This window comes from Erwinia artemisiae (assembly GCF_051400835.1).
Classification (GTDB): Bacteria; Pseudomonadota; Gammaproteobacteria; order Enterobacterales; family Enterobacteriaceae; genus Erwinia; species Erwinia aeris.
The window spans coordinates 155,173-171,433 of the sequence record NZ_JBLFFM010000002.1 but is presented as its reverse complement, the minus strand read 5'-3'; the positions used below and the strand labels follow the sequence as shown (position 1 = coordinate 171,433).

12 protein-coding genes are annotated in these 16,261 nt (G+C 58.1%); 11 read left to right on the top strand and 1 reads right to left on the bottom strand.

Translation table 11 applies throughout. From position 1 onward, the window contains the following. Nucleotides 1-36: 36 nt before the first annotated feature. The 6 genes from msbA to ACMGEE_RS05370 all read left to right on the top strand — a co-directional run bounded on the left by msbA (nt 37) and on the right by ACMGEE_RS05370 (nt 6,003). The gene (msbA, locus tag ACMGEE_RS05395) at nt 37-1,785 is read left to right on the top strand and encodes a lipid A ABC transporter ATP-binding protein/permease MsbA (protein WP_253454708.1); all 1,749 of its coding nucleotides are present in this window, start codon (nt 37-39) and stop codon (nt 1,783-1,785) included. Further along, nucleotides 1,782-2,762 (top strand): tetraacyldisaccharide 4'-kinase, encoded by a 981-nt coding sequence (lpxK, locus tag ACMGEE_RS05390; RefSeq protein WP_253454707.1) that lies wholly within the window; start codon nt 1,782-1,784, stop codon nt 2,760-2,762. The genes msbA and lpxK overlap by 4 nt, the downstream gene beginning before the upstream one ends. Before the next feature lie 39 nt (nt 2,763-2,801). Further along, a complete protein-coding gene (locus tag ACMGEE_RS05385; RefSeq protein WP_436829774.1) occupies nt 2,802-4,007 on the top strand; it encodes a winged helix-turn-helix domain-containing protein in 1,206 nt (401 codons plus the stop codon). Nucleotides 4,008-4,087: 80 nt separating this feature from the next. Continuing rightward, complete coding sequence (locus ACMGEE_RS05380; protein WP_125288718.1) at nt 4,088-4,270, top strand: Trm112 family protein; 183 nt, start codon at nt 4,088-4,090, stop codon at nt 4,268-4,270. Further along, on the top strand, nt 4,267-5,013 hold the full coding sequence (gene kdsB / locus ACMGEE_RS05375) for a 3-deoxy-manno-octulosonate cytidylyltransferase (RefSeq protein WP_253454703.1): 747 nt from the start codon (nt 4,267-4,269) through the stop codon (nt 5,011-5,013). The genes ACMGEE_RS05380 and kdsB overlap by 4 nt, the downstream gene beginning before the upstream one ends. 96 nt (nt 5,014-5,109) lie before the next feature. Further along, nucleotides 5,110-6,003 carry a YcbJ family phosphotransferase gene (locus tag ACMGEE_RS05370; RefSeq protein ID WP_301251212.1) on the top strand — a complete coding sequence of 298 codons (894 nt, stop codon included), beginning with the start codon at nt 5,110-5,112 and terminating at the stop codon, nt 6,001-6,003. On the opposite strand, the gene elyC is transcribed toward ACMGEE_RS05370, so the two are convergent. Continuing rightward, the gene (elyC, locus tag ACMGEE_RS05365; RefSeq protein WP_253454700.1) at nt 5,968-6,759 is read right to left on the bottom strand and encodes an envelope biogenesis factor ElyC; all 792 of its coding nucleotides are present in this window, start codon (nt 6,757-6,759) and stop codon (nt 5,968-5,970) included. The genes ACMGEE_RS05370 and elyC overlap by 36 nt on opposite strands. A 129-nt stretch (nt 6,760-6,888) precedes the next feature. Here elyC and cmoM point away from each other — a divergent pair, with 129 nt between their 5' ends. The 5 genes from cmoM to ldtD all read left to right on the top strand — a co-directional run bounded on the left by cmoM (nt 6,889) and on the right by ldtD (nt 16,077). Beyond that, entirely contained in the window at nt 6,889-7,671 is a 783-nt protein-coding gene (gene cmoM / locus ACMGEE_RS05360; RefSeq protein WP_253454699.1) for a tRNA uridine 5-oxyacetic acid(34) methyltransferase CmoM, read from the top strand. Continuing rightward, nucleotides 7,668-8,990: a chromosome partition protein MukF gene (gene mukF, locus ACMGEE_RS05355; protein WP_125288713.1), complete on the top strand. Its 1,323-nt coding sequence runs from the start codon at nt 7,668-7,670 to the stop codon at nt 8,988-8,990. Before cmoM ends, mukF begins: the two co-directional genes overlap by 4 nt. Further along, nucleotides 8,971-9,681: a chromosome partition protein MukE gene (gene mukE, locus ACMGEE_RS05350; protein ID WP_125288712.1), complete on the top strand. Its 711-nt coding sequence runs from the start codon at nt 8,971-8,973 to the stop codon at nt 9,679-9,681. Before mukF ends, mukE begins: the two co-directional genes overlap by 20 nt. Next, nucleotides 9,678-14,129, top strand: a complete 4,452-nt coding sequence (gene mukB / locus ACMGEE_RS05345) for a chromosome partition protein MukB (RefSeq protein WP_436829773.1) — start codon at nt 9,678-9,680, stop codon at nt 14,127-14,129. Before mukE ends, mukB begins: the two co-directional genes overlap by 4 nt. A gap of 157 nt (nt 14,130-14,286) precedes the next feature. Beyond that, nucleotides 14,287-16,077: a L,D-transpeptidase gene (gene ldtD / locus ACMGEE_RS05340; protein WP_301251209.1), complete on the top strand. Its 1,791-nt coding sequence runs from the start codon at nt 14,287-14,289 to the stop codon at nt 16,075-16,077. The last annotated feature ends 184 nt before the right edge of the window (nt 16,078-16,261 follow it).

Genomic DNA, 16,261 nt, shown 5'->3' with positions numbered 1-16,261 from the left:
AATGAGCGGCTATTTCAATTGGAAGCTGGTTAACACATGCATCAGGACAAAGATCTCTCCACCTGGCAGACCTTTCGACGCCTCTGGCCGATGATCAAACCCTTTAAACCGGGGCTGGCCGTCTCCTCCGTTGCTCTTATTATTAACGCAGCGGGCGACGTGCTGATGATGTCCTTACTTAAGCCGCTGCTGGACGATGGTTTTGGTAAAGCGGACTCCTCCGTACTGGTCTGGATGCCCCTCGCCGTTATCGGCCTGATGCTGGTACGCGGCATATCAAGCTATATCTCAAGCTACTGCATCTCCTGGGTATCGGGGAATGTGGTGATGTCGATGCGTCGGCGTCTTTTCAGCCATATGATGGGGATGCCGGTCGCTTTCTTCGATCAGCAATCTACCGGCACGTTGCTGTCGCGCATTACTTATGATTCCGAACAGGTCGCCTCATCGTCTTCCAGCGCGCTGGTAACGGTAGTGCGCGAAGGCGCATCCATTATCGGCCTGTTTATTATGATGTTTTACTACAGCTGGCAGCTGTCGCTAATCCTGATCCTGCTGGCGCCGGTCGTCTCCTTTGCAATCCGTATGGTGTCAAAACGCTTTCGTAATATCAGCAAAAGCATGCAAAACACCATGGGCCAGGTGACCACCAGCGCAGAACAGATGCTGAAAGGGCATAAAGAAGTGCTGATCTTTGGCGGACAGCAAATCGAAACCCAGCGTTTTGACCGCGTCAGCAATCGGATGCGTCAGCAGGGGATGAAACTGGTTTCCGCTTCTTCCGTGTCCGATCCTATTATTCAGCTTATCGCTTCGCTGGCGCTGGCTTTTGTTCTGTATGCTGCCAGCTTCCCAAGCGTAATGGCAACGCTGACACCGGGCACGATTACCGTCGTCTTTACCTCTATGTTTGGTTTGATGCGCCCGCTGAAATCGCTGACGAACGTTAACGCCCAGTTCCAGCGCGGCATGGCCGCCTGCCAGACGCTTTTCTCCATTCTCGACAGCGAGCAGGAAGTTGATACGGGCACGCGCGTGATTGAGCGCGCTCGCGGCGATGTGGAGTTCCGCAATGTGACCTTTACCTATCCGGGACGCGAAACGCCTGCGCTGCATAATATCAACCTGGCGATCCCGGAGGGCAAAACCGTTGCGCTGGTGGGACGGTCTGGATCGGGTAAATCCACGATTGCCAGCCTGATGACGCGTTTTTACGATATCCAGCAGGGCGAAATTCTGATGGATGGTCACGATCTGCGTGAATATACGCTCAGCTCGCTGCGAAATCAGGTCGCTTTAGTCTCGCAAAACGTGCATCTGTTTAACGACACGGTAGCCAATAATATCGCCTACGCCCGCAACGAGCAGTACAGCCGGGAAGATATCGAAAAAGCGGCAACGATGGCGCACGCTATGGACTTTATCAGTAAAATGGATAACGGCCTGGATACGGTCATCGGTGAAAATGGCGTGCTGCTTTCCGGCGGCCAGCGCCAGCGTATTGCCATTGCCCGCGCGCTGCTGCGTGACTGTCCGATCCTGATCCTGGATGAGGCTACTTCCGCGCTGGATACCGAGTCGGAGCGCGCTATTCAGTCAGCGCTGGATGAGCTGCAAAAAAACCGTACCTCGCTGGTTATTGCGCATCGCCTCTCCACTATTGAAAAGGCAGATGAAATCGTTGTGGTTGAGGATGGCCATATCGTGGAGCGCGGCAGCCATACCGAGCTGTTAGCGCGCCAGGGTGCCTATGCTCAGCTTCATAAAATGCAGTTTGGTCAATGATTGAGCGCCTCTGGAGCGGTCGGTCCGGCCTCTGGCGGCTGCTGCTGCCGTTCAGCTGGCTGTACGGGCTGATCACCAGCCTGATCCGCTTTAGCTATCGTCAGGGCTGGCGAAAGGCCTGGCGCGCGCCGGTGCCCGTGGTCGTGGTCGGGAATCTGACGGCTGGCGGCAACGGCAAAACGCCGGTGGTGATCTGGCTGGTGCAGGCACTGCAGCAGCGTGGTCTGCGCCCCGGCGTGGTATCCAGAGGCTACGGCGGTAAAGCGGAAGCTTATCCGCTGGTGCTTGATGGCAATACGACCACTAGCGAGGCGGGTGATGAACCGATACTGATCTATCGCCGCACCGGCGCGGCGGTGGCCGTTTCACCCCGCCGTAAAGACGCCGTGCAGGCGCTGCTGGCGCAGGGCGAGGTGGATATTATTATCACCGACGACGGCCTGCAGCATTACGCGCTGGCCAGAGATTTTGAAATAGTCGTTATTGATGGTCAGCGTCGATTTGGCAACGGCTGGTGGCTGCCGGCCGGTCCAATGCGCGAGCGGGCATCACGCCTGCAAACGGTGGACGCGGTCATTACTAACGGCGGCGCGGCGCTGGCTGATGAAACAGCGATGCGCCTGACGCCCGGCCTTGCTGTCAATCTGCAAACCGGCGAAACCCGCCCTGCGGCATCGCTTGGCGACGTGGTCGCTATGGCAGGTATCGGTCATCCGCCGCGTTTTTTTGCCACGCTGCGTCAGCTGGGCGTTATCCCGATTAAGGAAGTCTCTTTCGCCGATCACCAGGCCTACAGCGAGGCGCAGCTGGCCCCGCTGGCGACTGCACACCAGGCGCTGCTGATGACGGAGAAGGATGCGGTTAAAGCCAGCCGCTTTGCCGCGGCTAACTGGTGGTATCTGCCGGTGGACGCGGCGCTGCCGACGGATCGGGCTGACGCGCTGCTGAACCGCATTATTGCCCTTACGCAAAAATAACTCGCTAAACTGAATGCACTATGTGAATACAGGTGCATTATGTCGATTTCTCTCTCACTAATTCAGGCCCGCCATATTCATCTTGCCGCTCAGGGGCTGCTTCGTCCGTCGCAGCGCAAAGCACGATTTACCGATCTGCTTAATTGCGTGCGGCAAATGTCTCTGCTGCAAATCGACACTATCCATGTAGTCGCCCGCAGCCCTTATCTGGTGCTGTTCAGCCGACTTGGCGACTATCCGTCCGCGTGGCTGGAAGAGGCGTTGGCCAGCGGCAGACTGTTTGAATACTGGGCGCATGAGGCCTGTTTTATTCCTGCTGAGGATTATCCGCTGCTGCGCCACCGTATGCTTTCGCCGCAGGCTATGGGCTGGAAATATAACGGCGCATGGGCAGAGACGCGGCAGCAGGAGGTCGCGCAGCTGCTGGCGCATATCAAAGATCACGGGCCGGTAAGATCGGCCGACTTCGCCGCGCCGCCGGGCCAGCAGTCCGGCTGGTGGGCGTGGAAACCGCACAAGCGCCATCTGGAAAACTTATTTACCGCCGGGGAATTGATGGTGGTCGAACGGCGTAATTTCCAGCGGGTTTATGACCTTCGTCAGCGGGTGCTGCCGGAATGGGATGATGCGCTGCACGCGCTGGAAGAGAAAGAGGCGGTCAGGCAAATGTTGTACAACAGCGCGCAAAGTCTGGGGCTTTTCCGGGCCGAGTGGCTGGCAGATTACTATCGGCTGAAGCGTGCGCCGGTAAAAGAGCAGCTGGCAGAGTGGATTGAGGCGGGCACGGTAGTGCCGGTGGAGGTCGAAACGTTAGGGCAGTGCTATCTCCATCACTCACAGCTGCCGATGCTGGAGCAAAAAAGCCAGGCCACGCATACTGCGCTGCTGTCGCCTTTCGATCCGGTGGTGTGGGATCGCAAGCGGGCGCTGGAACTGTTTAACTTCGCCTATCGTCTGGAGTGCTATACGCCGGAAGCGAAGCGGCAGTATGGCTACTTTGTTTTGCCGATACTGCATCGCGGCGCGCTAAAAGGGCGGCTGGATGCCAAAATGCAGCGCAAAGAAAAAGTTTTGCTGATCAGGCAACTGTGGCTGGAGCCGGGCGTGAGGATCACCGCCGGGCTGCTGACCGATCTTCAGCAGGCCATCAGCCGTTTTGCCCGCTGGCAGGGCGCGCAAAAAGTACATCTGCTAAACCTGCCTGCGGAACTGGCCGCGATCTGGCCAAAAGAATGGGCGCTTTAAGCCGACGGGGAGGTTAACCGCTCAACCGCGAGCTATGATATTCTAACGTTCTGTCTGATCGGATCCACCAGGGAGACACCATGGATCATCGTTTGCTTGAAATCGTTGCTTGCCCGGTTTGTCACGGTAAGCTGTATTACAATAAAGATCGTCAGGAACTTATCTGCAAGCCTGACGGGCTGGCTTATCCGGTGCGTGACGGCATCCCCGTTCTGCTTGAAACGGAAGCGCGCTCGCTGACGCTGGAAGAGACGCATCCATGAGTTTCGTCGCAATTATTCCGGCGCGCTACGCTTCCACCAGGCTGCCCGGAAAACCGCTGGTCGATATCCACGGCAAGCCGATGATCGTGCATGTTATGGAACGCGCGCGTGAATCAGGAGCCGAGCGCGTGATTGTCGCTACGGATAATAATGACGTCGCGCGTGCTGTAGAAGCAGCGGGCGGCGAAGTTTGCATGACGCGAGCCGATCATCAGTCCGGCACGGAAAGGCTGGCCGAGGTGATTGAGAAATACCGTTTCCCTGACGAGACGGTGATCGTCAACGTGCAGGGCGATGAGCCGATGATCCCGCCGGTCATCATCCGGCAGGTAGCGGATAATCTGGCGAAAAGCAGCGTAGGTATGGCGACGCTGGCGGTACCAATCGAGTCAGCGGAAGAAGCGTTTAACCCTAACGCCGTGAAGGTGGTCAGGGATGCGCAGGGCAACGCGCTCTATTTTTCGCGCGCGACCATCCCGTGGGACCGCGAGCGGTTTGCCGTTTCGCAGCAGGCGATTGGCGATCATTTTCTGCGCCATATCGGCATTTACGGCTATCGTGCCGGCTTTATCCGCCGCTATGTCAGCTGGCAGACCAGCCCGCTGGAGCAGATTGAGCTGCTCGAACAGCTGCGGGTACTGTGGTACGGCGAAAAAATCCATGTTGACGTGGCGCAGGCCGTTCCGGGCGCGGGTGTTGATACACCGGAAGATCTGGAACGTGTGCGGGCAGCCATGCAGTAACTATTTTCAGGGCCGGCAGCGGCCCTGGTTCTCTGCTTCTTGCTATTACCAGGAAAAAAACGGCAATCCGACTTCGCTTGCGATCAGGAGCAGCAGATGGAACATCTTCGTTCAGAACTTTCGATAGTGCTGGGTGAGACGCTAAGCCGTCTCGAATGCATCAGCGAACAGCCTTATGCCAGCCTCTACTCGCTTTACGATGGGAAAGGCCATTCTCTGCCGCTGATGGCAAAATACTTCAATACCAAAGGAATCGCCTCGCAGGAAGCCTATAAGCTGTCGATGCTGGCGCGCGAAAGCACCGTGCGTATGCCGACGGTATACGGGCTGATCGTCAGCCAGCTGCCGCCGCAGCATGAGATCCTGCTGATTGAGCGCATGGGCGGCGTTTCGGTCGAAGCGCCCACCCGCACGCCGGCTCGCTGGCAGCAGCTGCAGGATCAGATCGTCGCCGCGCTGCTGGCCTGGCATCGCATCGACAGCCACGGTCTGGTCGGTACGGTAGACAGCACGCAGGAGAATAACTGGCCCGCCTGGTATAAACAGCGGGTTGAGGTGTGGTGGTCAACGCTGAGCTATATGCGCCCGGAGCGGCTGACGATGGAAGATCACCGTTTTCTCTTTCGCTGTCGCCAGAACCTCTGCGCGCTTTTTGACGACTTCGACGATCCCTGCGTGCTGGTGCACGGCAACCTGTCGCTCAGCAATATGCTGAAGGAAGCCTGGAGCGACCAGCTGCTGTCAATGATCAATCCCGGCAGAACGCTCTGGGCGCCGCGTGAATACGAGCTGTTTCGCCTGAGTGAGGAAGGCCCGGCGGAAGCGCTGCTGTTCCGCTATCTGCAACAGGCGCCCGTCGCGGAAGGATTTATCGCCAGACGCTGGCTCTATATGCTGTGGGAAGAAGCGGATCGGCTGATCCATACCGGCCGTTTCAACCGCGCCCGCTTCGATTTAGCCGCTCGCTCCCTGCTGCCCTGGCTTGAGTGAAGGCGACGTTATCTTTTGCCAGAGTCGTCCCAGCGTCTCATAGATGGCGCGCTCGCTGTGACCAAGCCACAGCGAGGAGGGAATGGCTTTCTCCCACGCGTTCAGCGGCGAAGCGATAGCCAGCTGATTAGCCGGCGCGGGCAGCGGATCCAGCCCCTGCTGCTGAAAAAACAGCATGGCGCGCGGCAGATGCGAGGCGGAGGTCACCAGCAGGAAAGGGCGGCGGCCAACCACTTTAGCCACCTCCCGCGCTTCCTGGCTCGTATCGCGCGGCTTATCCAGCGTAATGATGGCGCTGCGCGGTACGCCCAATGACTGCGCCACTCTGGCCGTGACTTCCGCTGAGCTGACGGGATTGTTCTGCGCGGCCGCGCCGGTAAAGATCAGCGTCGATCCTGGATTTTCACGCCACAAACGGATCCCTTCCACCAGCCTTGGCAAACTGTTGCCGATCATATTCGATCCCGGCGCCCACTGCGGATTCCACGTATAGCCGCCGCCCAGCACCACAACGTAGTCCACCTTCCGGCTCTCCTGCCACGTAGCGAAACGGTTCTCAACAGGGGACAGCAGGCTATCAGCAACAGGCTGAAGGCTGATCAATAACAAGATTAGCCAGGCAGAAGAGAGTATAATTTTCCCGGTTTTTTGCCAGCGGCTGCGCCAGAGCAGAAAAAGCCCGACCGCCATCACTAACAGCAGCAGCGGCAAGGGCATCAGCAGGCCGCCAATCGCTTTTTTAAGCGTAAAAAGCATAAAAACAGCTTCCTTTTGTCCGAAAAAACGCCACCCGAAAGCGAAGCAGTGACGGAAAGGTTCATTCTCCCTCAGTGTATGCCAAAATAGCCGCCGGATTCACCCTTTTGCCCAGCCCGGAGCCCGCTTATGCAGGATCGCAACTTTGATGATATCGCGGAAAAATTTTCGCAGAATATCTACGGCACCACCAAAGGCCGCATTCGCCAGGCCATCGCCTGGCAGGAGCTGGAGGCGATTCTGGCGACGCTGCCGCAAAGGCCGCTGAGCGTGCTGGATGCGGGCGGCGGCGAAGGCCAAATCAGCTGTGGGCTGGCGAGCCTTGGCCATCAGGTTCTGCTATGCGATTTATCCGAAGAAATGCTGCAGCGCGCGCGCCTTAACGCCAGCCAGCAAGGTGTGAGCGACCACATGGAATTCAGACAAATCAGCGCGCAGGAAGTCGGTCAGCATTTGGTTCAGCCTGTCGATCTGGTATTGTTTCACGCTGTGCTTGAATGGGTTGCCGAGCCGGAAGCGGTGCTGGCCGCGCTTTACGATACGCTGGCGCCCGGCGGCGTGCTCTCGCTGATGTTTTACAACCTCAACGGGCTGATGATGCAGACGCTGGTGCTGGGCAACTTTGGCTATATGCAGGCCGATTTGCGCAAGCGCAAACGTAAAACCCTGTCGCCGGACTATCCGCGCGACCCGGAGCAGGTCTATCGCTGGCTGGCGGAGATCGGTTTTACCGTCGAAAGCAAAGCCGGCGTGCGCGTTTTTCACGACTATATGCGCGATAAGCACAAGCAAACAGAACGATTTGACGAGATCCTGGCGCTGGAAAAGCGCTTTTGCCGCCAGGAGCCATTTTTAAGTTTGGGTCGCTATATCCACGTAACAGCGCGGAAGCCCATAAAGGACGAAGCATGAGTGAATTTTCCCAGACAGTACCGGAGCTGGTTGCCTGGGCGCGAAAAAATGATTTTTCCGTCTCGTTGCCTACCGAACGTCTGGCTTTTTTGCTGGCGGTCGCCACGCTTAACGGCGAGCGCATGGATGGCGAGATGAGCGAAGGCGAACTTACGGACGCCTTCCGTCACGTCAGCGAAGGATTTGAACAGACCAGCGAAACCGTCAGCGTCCGCGCCAACAACGCTATCAACGACATGGTGCGGCAGCGTTTGCTTAATCGCTTTACCAGCGAACAGGCTGAAGGGCAGGCCATTTACCGCCTGACGCCGCTCGCGATCGGCATCACCGATTACTACATTCGCCAGCGTGAGTTTTCTACGCTGCGGCTCTCCATGCAGCTTTCTATCGTGGCAAGCGAACTGAAGCGCGCGGCGGATGCGGCGGATGAAGACGGCGATGACTTTCACTGGCACCGCAACGTCTTCGCGCCGCTAAAATATTCCGTTGCCGAGATTTTTGACAGCATTGATATCACCCAGCGCATTATGGATGAGCAGCAGCAGGCGGTGAAAGACGATATCGCGCAGCTGCTCAACAAAGACTGGCGCGCGGCGATTGAAAGCTGCGAGATGCTGCTGAATGAAACCTCCGGCACGCTGCGCGAACTGCAGGATACGCTGGAAGCCGCAGGCGACAAGCTGCAGGCCAACCTGCTGCGGATCCAGGACGCCACTCTGGGCAGTCCCGACCTCGGCTTTATCGACAAGCTGGTGTTCGATCTGCAAAACAAGCTTGACCGCATTATCAGCTGGGGCCAGCAGGCCATCGATCTCTGGATTGGCTACGACCGCCACGTGCATAAATTTATCCGTACCGCGATTGATATGGATAAAAACCGCGTCTTCGCTCAGCGCCTGCGTCAGTCGCTGCAAAACTATTTCGACGCGCCGTGGGCGCTGACCTATGCCAATGCCGAACGCCTGTTTGACGTGCGTGACGAAGAGCTGACGCTGCGTAACGAAGAGGTGATGGGCGAACTGCCTGCCGAACTGGAATACGAAGAGCTGAGCGAAATTCGCGAGCAGCTGGCCGCCATGATCGAAGAGGCATTGGCCATCTATAAAGCCCAGCAAAAACCGCTGAATCTGGGCGTGGTGATGCGCGACTATCTGGCGCAATATCCCCGCGCCCGCCATTTTGACGTGGCAAGGATCGTGGTCGACCAGGCCGTGCGTTTAGGCGTCGCCGAAGCTGATTTTTCCGGTCTGCCCGCCGAGTGGCAGGCCATTAATGATTACGGAGCCAAGGTACAGGCGCATGTCATCGATAAATATTGAACAAGTGATGCCGGTTAAGCTGGCGATGGCGCTGGCTAATCCGTTATTTCCTGCGCTCGACAGCCAGCTGCGCGCGGGCCGCCATATCGGTATTGAGGAGCTGGACAACCACGCTTTTCTGATGGATTACCAGGAATATCTGGAAGAGTTTTATCTGCGCTATAACGTGGAGCTGATCCGCGCGCCGGAAGGCTTTTTCTATCTGCGTCCGCGCTCTACCACGCTGATTGCGCGTTCGGTGCTTTCCGAACTGGATATGATGGTGGGCAAAGTCCTGTGCTGGCTTTACCTCAGCCCCGAGCGGCTGGCCAATGAAGGCATCTTCACCCAGCAGGAGCTGTACGACGAACTGCTGACGCTGGCGGATGAAAGCAAGCTGCTTAAGCTGGTAAACCAGCGCTCAACCGGTTCGGATCTGGACCGTCAGAAGCTGCATGAAAAAATGCGCGCCTCCTTAAGCCGCCTGCGTCGTCTGGGCATGGTGTGGTTTATGGGCCATGACAGCAGCAAGTTCCGCATCACCGAATCCGTGTTCCGCTTTGGCGCCGACGTGCGTAGCGGGGACGATCCTCGCGAAGCGCAGCTGAGAATGATCAGAGACGGCGAGGCAATGTTTACGGAAAGCGGCCAGGCCCGCCAGAACGAAGAAGAGCAGGGTAACGACGCCGGCCAGGCGGAGGAAGAAGAATGATTGAACGCGGAAAATTTCGCTCGCTAACGCTGGTTAACTGGAACGGCTTTTTTGCCCGAACCTTCGATCTTGACGAACTGGTTACCACGCTGTCCGGCGGTAACGGCGCGGGGAAATCGACCACGATGGCCGCTTTCGTTACCGCGCTGATCCCCGATCTGACGCTGCTGCACTTTCGTAACACTACGGAAGCGGGCGCGACCTCCGGCTCGCGCGACAAAGGCCTGCACGGCAAGCTCAAGCCGGGCGTCTGCTATGCGGCGCTGGACGTGGTTAACTCGGTGCACCAGCGCGTTATCGTCGGCGTGCGCCTGCAGCAAATCGCCGGCCGCGACCGCAAAGTGGATATCAGACCGTTCAGTATTCACGGCCTGCCGACGTCCATTAACCCGACGGAGATCCTGACCGAAACGGTTAACGCTCGTCAGGCTCGCGTGCTGCCGCTCAGCGAGCTGAAAGAGAAGTTCGAAGCGATGGAGAGCGTGCAGTTTAAGCAGTACAACTCCATTACTGAATACCACTCGATGATGTTCGATCTGGGCATTGTGGCGCGTCGTCTGCGCTCTGCGGCGGATCGCAGCAAATACTACCGCCTGATCGAGGCGTCGCTGTACGGCGGCATCTCCAGCGCCATTACGCGCTCGCTGCGTGACTACCTGCTGCCGGAAAACGGCGGCGTGCGTAAGGCTTTCCAGGATATGGAAGCGGCGCTGCGTGAAAACCGGATGACGCTGGAAGCGATCCGCGTAACGCAGTCCGATCGCGATCTCTTTAAGCATCTTATCTCAGAAGCGACCAGCTACGTGGCCGCCGACTATATGCGCCACGCCAACGAGCGCCGCGTTCATCTGGACGGCGCCATGCTGCAGCGCAGCGAGCTTTTCGGCAGCCGTAAACAGCTGGCCGCCGAGCAGTATCGCCATGTAGAAATGGCGCGCGAGCTGGCGGAGCATAGCGGGGCGGAAAGCGATCTGGAAACGGATTACCAGAGCGCCAGCGATCACCTTAACCTGGTGCAGACCGCCATGCGCCAGCAGGAAAAAATCGAGCGTTACGAAGGCGATATCGATGAGCTGACCTATCGTCTGGAAGAGCAGAACGAGGTCGTTGCTGAAGCGCGCGAAGTCCATGAAGAAAACGAAGCGCGGGCGGAAGCCGCCGAGCTGGAAGTGGACGAGCTGAAAAGCCAGCTGGCCGACTATCAGCAGGCGCTGGATGTACAGCAAACGCGCGCTATTCAATACCAGCAGGCGCTGGCGGCCTTACAGCGCGCTCAGGAAATTTGCCAGATCCGCGAGCTGACTATTGAGAACGCTCAGGAATGGCAGGAAACCTTCCGGGCGAAAGAGCAGGAAGCCACGGACAGGCTGCTGATGCTGGAGCAGAAAATGAGCGTGGCGCAGGCCGCGCACAGCCAGTTCGAGCAGGCGTTTGAGCTGGTGACGCGTATTGCCGGGCCGGTGAGCCGCAGCGAAGCCTGGCAGACCGGCCGCGAGCTGCTGCGCGACGCCGGCAATCAGCGCTATCACGCCGATCAGCTCCAGTCGCTGCGCTCGCGTCTTTCAGAGATGGAGCAGCGGCTGCGCGAGCAGCAGGAAGCCGAGCGGTTGCTGAACGAGTTCTGCAAAAAGCACGGTCAGCAGTACGCGCCAGAAGAGCTGGAAGCATTGCAGTATGAGCTGGAAGCGCGCATTGAGCAGCTTGGCGAGAGCGTTGCCGACGCGGGCGAACGACGTCTGGCGATGCGCCAGGAGCTGGAGCAGGTGCGTGAACGTATCGCCCGCCTGACGCGACAGGCGCCGCAGTGGCTGAACGCGCAGGAAATTTTAACCCAGCTGCGCGAGCAGACCGGCGAGGCGCTGGAAAACGGCCAGCAGGTAACCGAGCATATGCAGCGCCTGCTGGAGCGCGAGCGTGAAACCACCGTTGAGCGTGATGAAGTCGCCAGCCGCAAACGCGAGGTGGAAAGCCAGATCGATCGGCTGAGCCAGCCGGGCGGATCGGAAGATGCGCGCCTGAACCAGCTGGCCGAGCGTTTCGGCGGCGTGCTGCTTTCTGAAATTTATGATGACGTCACCATTGAGGACGCACCTTACTTCTCCGCGCTGTACGGCCCTGCGCGCCACGCTATCGTGGTGCCGGATCTGTCGCTGGTGCGTGAACAGCTGGACGGGCTGGAAGAGTGCCCGGAAGATCTCTATCTGATCGAAGGGGATCCGCAGTCGTTCGACGACAGCGTCTTCAATGTTGAAGAGTTACAAAAAGCGGTCGTGGTCAAAGCGGGCGATCGTCAGTGGCGCTATTCCCGCTTTCCGAAAGTCCCGCTGTTTGGCCGCGCCGCTCGTGAAAACCAGCTGGAGCTGCTGCGTGCCGAGCGCGAAACGCTGGCGGAACGCTACGCCACGCTCTCCTTCGACGTGCAGAAAACGCAGCGCCTGCATCAGGCGTTCAGCCGCTTTATCGGCGGCCATCTGGGCGTGGCCTTCGAGCCGGATCCGGAAGCGGAAATTCGTCAGCTGAACGGCCGCCGCGGCGAGCTTGAGCGCGCCATCAGCTCACATGAAAGCGAAAACCAGCAGCAGCGCCAGCAGTTTGACCAGGCGAAAGAGGGTGTCGCTCAGCTTAACCGACTGATGCCGCGCGTTAGCCTGCTGCTGGACGAAACGCTCCAGGATCGTCACGAAGAGCTGCTGGAGCGCCTGGACGAAGCGCAGGAAGCCGCACGCTTCCTGCAGCAGCACGGTGCCGCCCTCGCTAAGCTGGAGCCGCTGGTGGCGGTGCTGCAAAGCGACCCGGAACAGCATGAGCAGCTCAAGCTGGATTATCAGCAGGCGCAGCAGGTGCAGCGCGATGCGCGTCAGCAGGCTTTCGCCATCACCGAAGTGGTGCAGCGACGCGCGCATTTCAACTATGCGGACTCGGCCGGAATGCTTGACGGCAACAGCGACCTCAACGAGAAGCTGCGTCGTCGTCTTGAGCAGGCAGAGGCCGAACGTGCACGTGCGCGCGAGCAGCTGAGAAACCATCAGGCGCAGCTGACGCAATACAGCCAGGTGCTCGCCTCGCTGAAAAGCTCGTATGATGCCAAGCGAGATATGCTGAAGGAGCTCCAGCAGGAAATGCAGGCTATCGGCGTGCAGGCGGATGCCAGCGCGGAAGAGCGCGCGCGGCTGCGTCGCGACGAGCTTTATACGGCGCTGAGCAATAACCGCAGCCGCCGCAACCAGCTGGAAAAACAGCTGACCTTCTGTGAAGCGGAAATGGACGCGCTGCAGAAAAAACTGAAGCGCGTCGAGCGTGATTATCACCAGAGCCGCGAACAGGTGGTCAGCGCCAAAGCCGGTTGGGTCGCCGTTCTGCGCATGGTGAAAGATAACGGCGTCGAGCGTCGTCTGCATCGCCGCGAGCTGGCCTATCTGGGCGGCGACGAGCTGCGCTCCATGTCGGATAAGGCACTGGGCGCGCTGCGTCTGGCGGTCGCCGATAACGAGCACCTGCGTGATATCCTGCGCCAGTCGGAAGATCCTAAACGGCCTGAGCGTAAAATTGAGTTCTTTATCGCCGTTTATCAGCATCTGCGCGAGCGTATCCGTCAGGATATTATCCGCACCGACGATCCGGTAGAAGCGATCGAGCAGATGGAAATTGAGCTGAGCCGCCTGAGCGAAGAGCTGACTGCTCGTGAGCAGATGCTGGCTATCAGCTCGCGCAGCGTGGCGAATATCATTCGCAAAACCATCCAGCGCGAGCAGAACCGTATCCGCCAGCTGAACCAGGGCTTGCAGAGCGTCAGCTTTGGTCAGGTGCACAGCGTGCGGCTGAACGTCAACGTGCGGGAAACGCACGCCACGCTGCTGGACGTGCTTTCAGAGCAGCACGAGCAGCATCAGGATCTGTTCAAGAGCCAGCGTCTGACCTTCTCCGAAGCGCTGGCGAAGCTCTATCAGCGACTGAATCCGCAGATCGATATGGGACAGCGCACGCCGCAAACTATCGGCGAAGAGCTGCTGGACTACCGCAACTATCTTTCTATGGAAGTGGAGGTTAACCGCGGTTCCGATGGCTGGCTGCGCGCGGAAAGCGGGGCGCTGTCGACGGGCGAGGCGATCGGCACCGGGATGTCGATTCTGGTGATGGTAGTGCAAAGCTGGGAAGAAGAGTCTCGCCGCCTGCGCGGTAAAGATATATCGCCTTGCCGCCTGCTGTTCCTGGATGAGGCGGCGCGTCTGGATGCCAAATCTATCGCCACGCTTTTTGAACTGTGCGATCGCCTTGAAATGCAGCTGATTATTGCCGCGCCGGAGAATATCAGCCCGGAGAAAGGCACGACCTATAAGCTGGTGCGTAAGGTTATCAACAACAGCGAGCACGTTCACGTGGTTGGCCTGCGCGGCTTCGCGGCCGAGCCTGCCAATATTTCGGCAGAGCCTGCCGAACTCTCCTCCTGAGTCGAACAGCACAAAATAATCGGCGGCACGTATAGCAAAATCCGTGCCGCCGAATTACTCTCTCAGGCGCGCCGCTGCATACGCGCGCCGTTTTCTTTTCTATACTAATAACATTATTCAGGCGTCGATCGTTCAGACCCGCTACAGGAGGCAAGGGATGTTGCTGACAGGAACTCATTTTGCAAAGCTTAGCCTGGCCTGCTGCCTGGCGTTAGCGCTGGGGCAAGCCGTACCCGCCGCTGCGGCCATGCCGCATTCGGCCGCCGTTTCCGCTTCGCAGGCGCAGGTAAAGCTACAATCGCTGTTTACTAACGGCTACCGGCCTTTTTATCTTAAAACGCTGGCATCGTTATATGCTACGCAGCATATGCAGCCTCTGTGGCAGGATCGCCAGGCCGTGCAGCAGTTTCAGCAGCAGCTGGCGGAAGTCGCGATTTCCGGCGTACAGCCGCAGTTCACGCAGTGGGTTAAATTATTAACCGATCCTGCGGTAACAGGTTTGGAACGAGACGTCGTGCTTTCCGACGCTATGCTTGGCTATCTGCAATTCGCTTCGACGGTGCCGGCTAAAGGCGAAACCTGGCTTTACAGCAATGTCCCCTACAAGCTGGAAGTTCCTGCCTTATCGGTGATTAACCAGTGGCAGCGGGCAATTGAGCATGGCGCCACGCATGCTTTTGTCGCCTCTTTGGCGCCGCAGCATCCACAGTATCCTTTAATGCACCAGGCGTTAAAAGATTTGCTGGCGGACAACCGCGCCTGGCCGCAGCTGACCGACAGACAAAGCCTGCGCCCTGGGCAGCTGAGCGACGATGTGCCTGCGCTGAGAGAAATTTTGCAGCGCACCAATATGCTGACGCCCGGCAGCGATACGCCAAAACCTGATGACGATGCGGTGCCGACCACGCCGGTCCCGGCTTCCTTCGTAGATGAAGAAATCGCGGTTAGCCCTTCGGCCTCTCCCGCAGAGCAAACTCCGCAGGCGAATACGCCGGAGCAGGCCGGCCACGTAGAAAGTGGTACGCTCAGTAATCCTGCCCATATCTATTCTGAAGATTTGGTGGCGGGCGTGAAACGCTTTCAGCGCTGGCAGGGCCTGGAGGCCGATGGCGTTATCGGGCCAAGAACGCGTGAATGGCTAAACGTTTCTCCGCAGCTGCGGGCCTCGCTGCTGGCGCTGAACATTCAGCGGCTAAGGCTGCTGCCGGATGATATGCATAACGGCATCATGGTGAATATTGCTAACTACTCGCTGAAATATTATCTGAATGGCAATCAGATCCTGGATTCCCGCGTTATCGTGGGCCGTCCGGATCGTAAAACGCCGCTCATGCGCAGTGCCTTAAACAACGTGGTGCTTAATCCGCCATGGAATGTACCCACCACGCTGGTGCGCAAAGATATTATCCCGAAGGTAAAACAGGATCCGAGCTACCTGTATAAGCACAACTACACGCTGCTTTCCGGCTGGAGCAGCGATGCTGAAGTGATCGATCCTTCCATGATTGACTGGCGGATGGTTTCGGCAGCTTCGTTCCCGTATCGTATCCGTCAGGCGCCAGGGGCAACGAACTCGCTGGGTCGTTATAAATTTAATATGCCAAGCTCGGACGCTATCTATCTGCACGATACGCCTAACCACAATCTTTTCCAGAAGGATATCAGGGCGCTGAGTTCCGGCTGCGTCAGGGTAAACAAGGCGTCTGATTTGGCTAATCTGCTGTTACAGGATGCGGGCTGGAATGATTCGCGTATCTCCAGCACGCTGAAGCAGGGTGATACCCGTTATGTGCCGGTGCGTCATCACATTCCGGTCAACCTGTATTACCTGACCGCCTGGGTCGCTGACGACGGACGTACGCAATATCGTACAGATATTTACAATTATGACCTGACGGCGCGCTCCGGGGCGCAGGTATTGGCGAAAGCTGGTCAATTATTACTCTAGTGGTTGATTCTTCAGGTTTTCTGATGTTGGCCTGCGGCCAGCCTGCCTGACGGGTACGGCAGCCTCTCCAGGAATTGCCGTATCCGTCACGTTTCGTCGGTTGACGCCACATTTCTACCCGGTTATGGTTCCGGGCGGTGAACGTTTCCACCGTTTCAGAACTTTTTTAGCCGGGTAACACAGA

Excerpts from the sequence above, each read along its gene's own strand:
- mukF (WP_125288713.1), top strand. The coding sequence starts at position 7,668 with ATGAGTGAATTTTCCCAGACAGTACCGGAGCTGGTTGCCTGGGCGCGA.
- elyC (WP_253454700.1), bottom strand. The coding sequence starts at position 6,759 with ATGCTTTTTACGCTTAAAAAAGCGATTGGCGGCCTGCTGATGCCCTTG.
- ACMGEE_RS05370 (WP_301251212.1), top strand. The coding sequence starts at position 5,110 with ATGGAACATCTTCGTTCAGAACTTTCGATAGTGCTGGGTGAGACGCTA.
- msbA (WP_253454708.1), top strand. The coding sequence starts at position 37 with ATGCATCAGGACAAAGATCTCTCCACCTGGCAGACCTTTCGACGCCTC.
- lpxK (WP_253454707.1), top strand. The coding sequence starts at position 1,782 with ATGATTGAGCGCCTCTGGAGCGGTCGGTCCGGCCTCTGGCGGCTGCTG.
- cmoM (WP_253454699.1), top strand. The coding sequence starts at position 6,889 with ATGCAGGATCGCAACTTTGATGATATCGCGGAAAAATTTTCGCAGAAT.
- mukB (WP_436829773.1), top strand. The coding sequence starts at position 9,678 with ATGATTGAACGCGGAAAATTTCGCTCGCTAACGCTGGTTAACTGGAAC.
- kdsB (WP_253454703.1), top strand. The coding sequence starts at position 4,267 with ATGAGTTTCGTCGCAATTATTCCGGCGCGCTACGCTTCCACCAGGCTG.
- mukE (WP_125288712.1), top strand. The coding sequence starts at position 8,971 with ATGTCATCGATAAATATTGAACAAGTGATGCCGGTTAAGCTGGCGATG.
- ACMGEE_RS05385 (WP_436829774.1), top strand. The coding sequence starts at position 2,802 with ATGTCGATTTCTCTCTCACTAATTCAGGCCCGCCATATTCATCTTGCC.
- ACMGEE_RS05380 (WP_125288718.1), top strand. The coding sequence starts at position 4,088 with ATGGATCATCGTTTGCTTGAAATCGTTGCTTGCCCGGTTTGTCACGGT.
- ldtD (WP_301251209.1), top strand. The coding sequence starts at position 14,287 with ATGTTGCTGACAGGAACTCATTTTGCAAAGCTTAGCCTGGCCTGCTGC.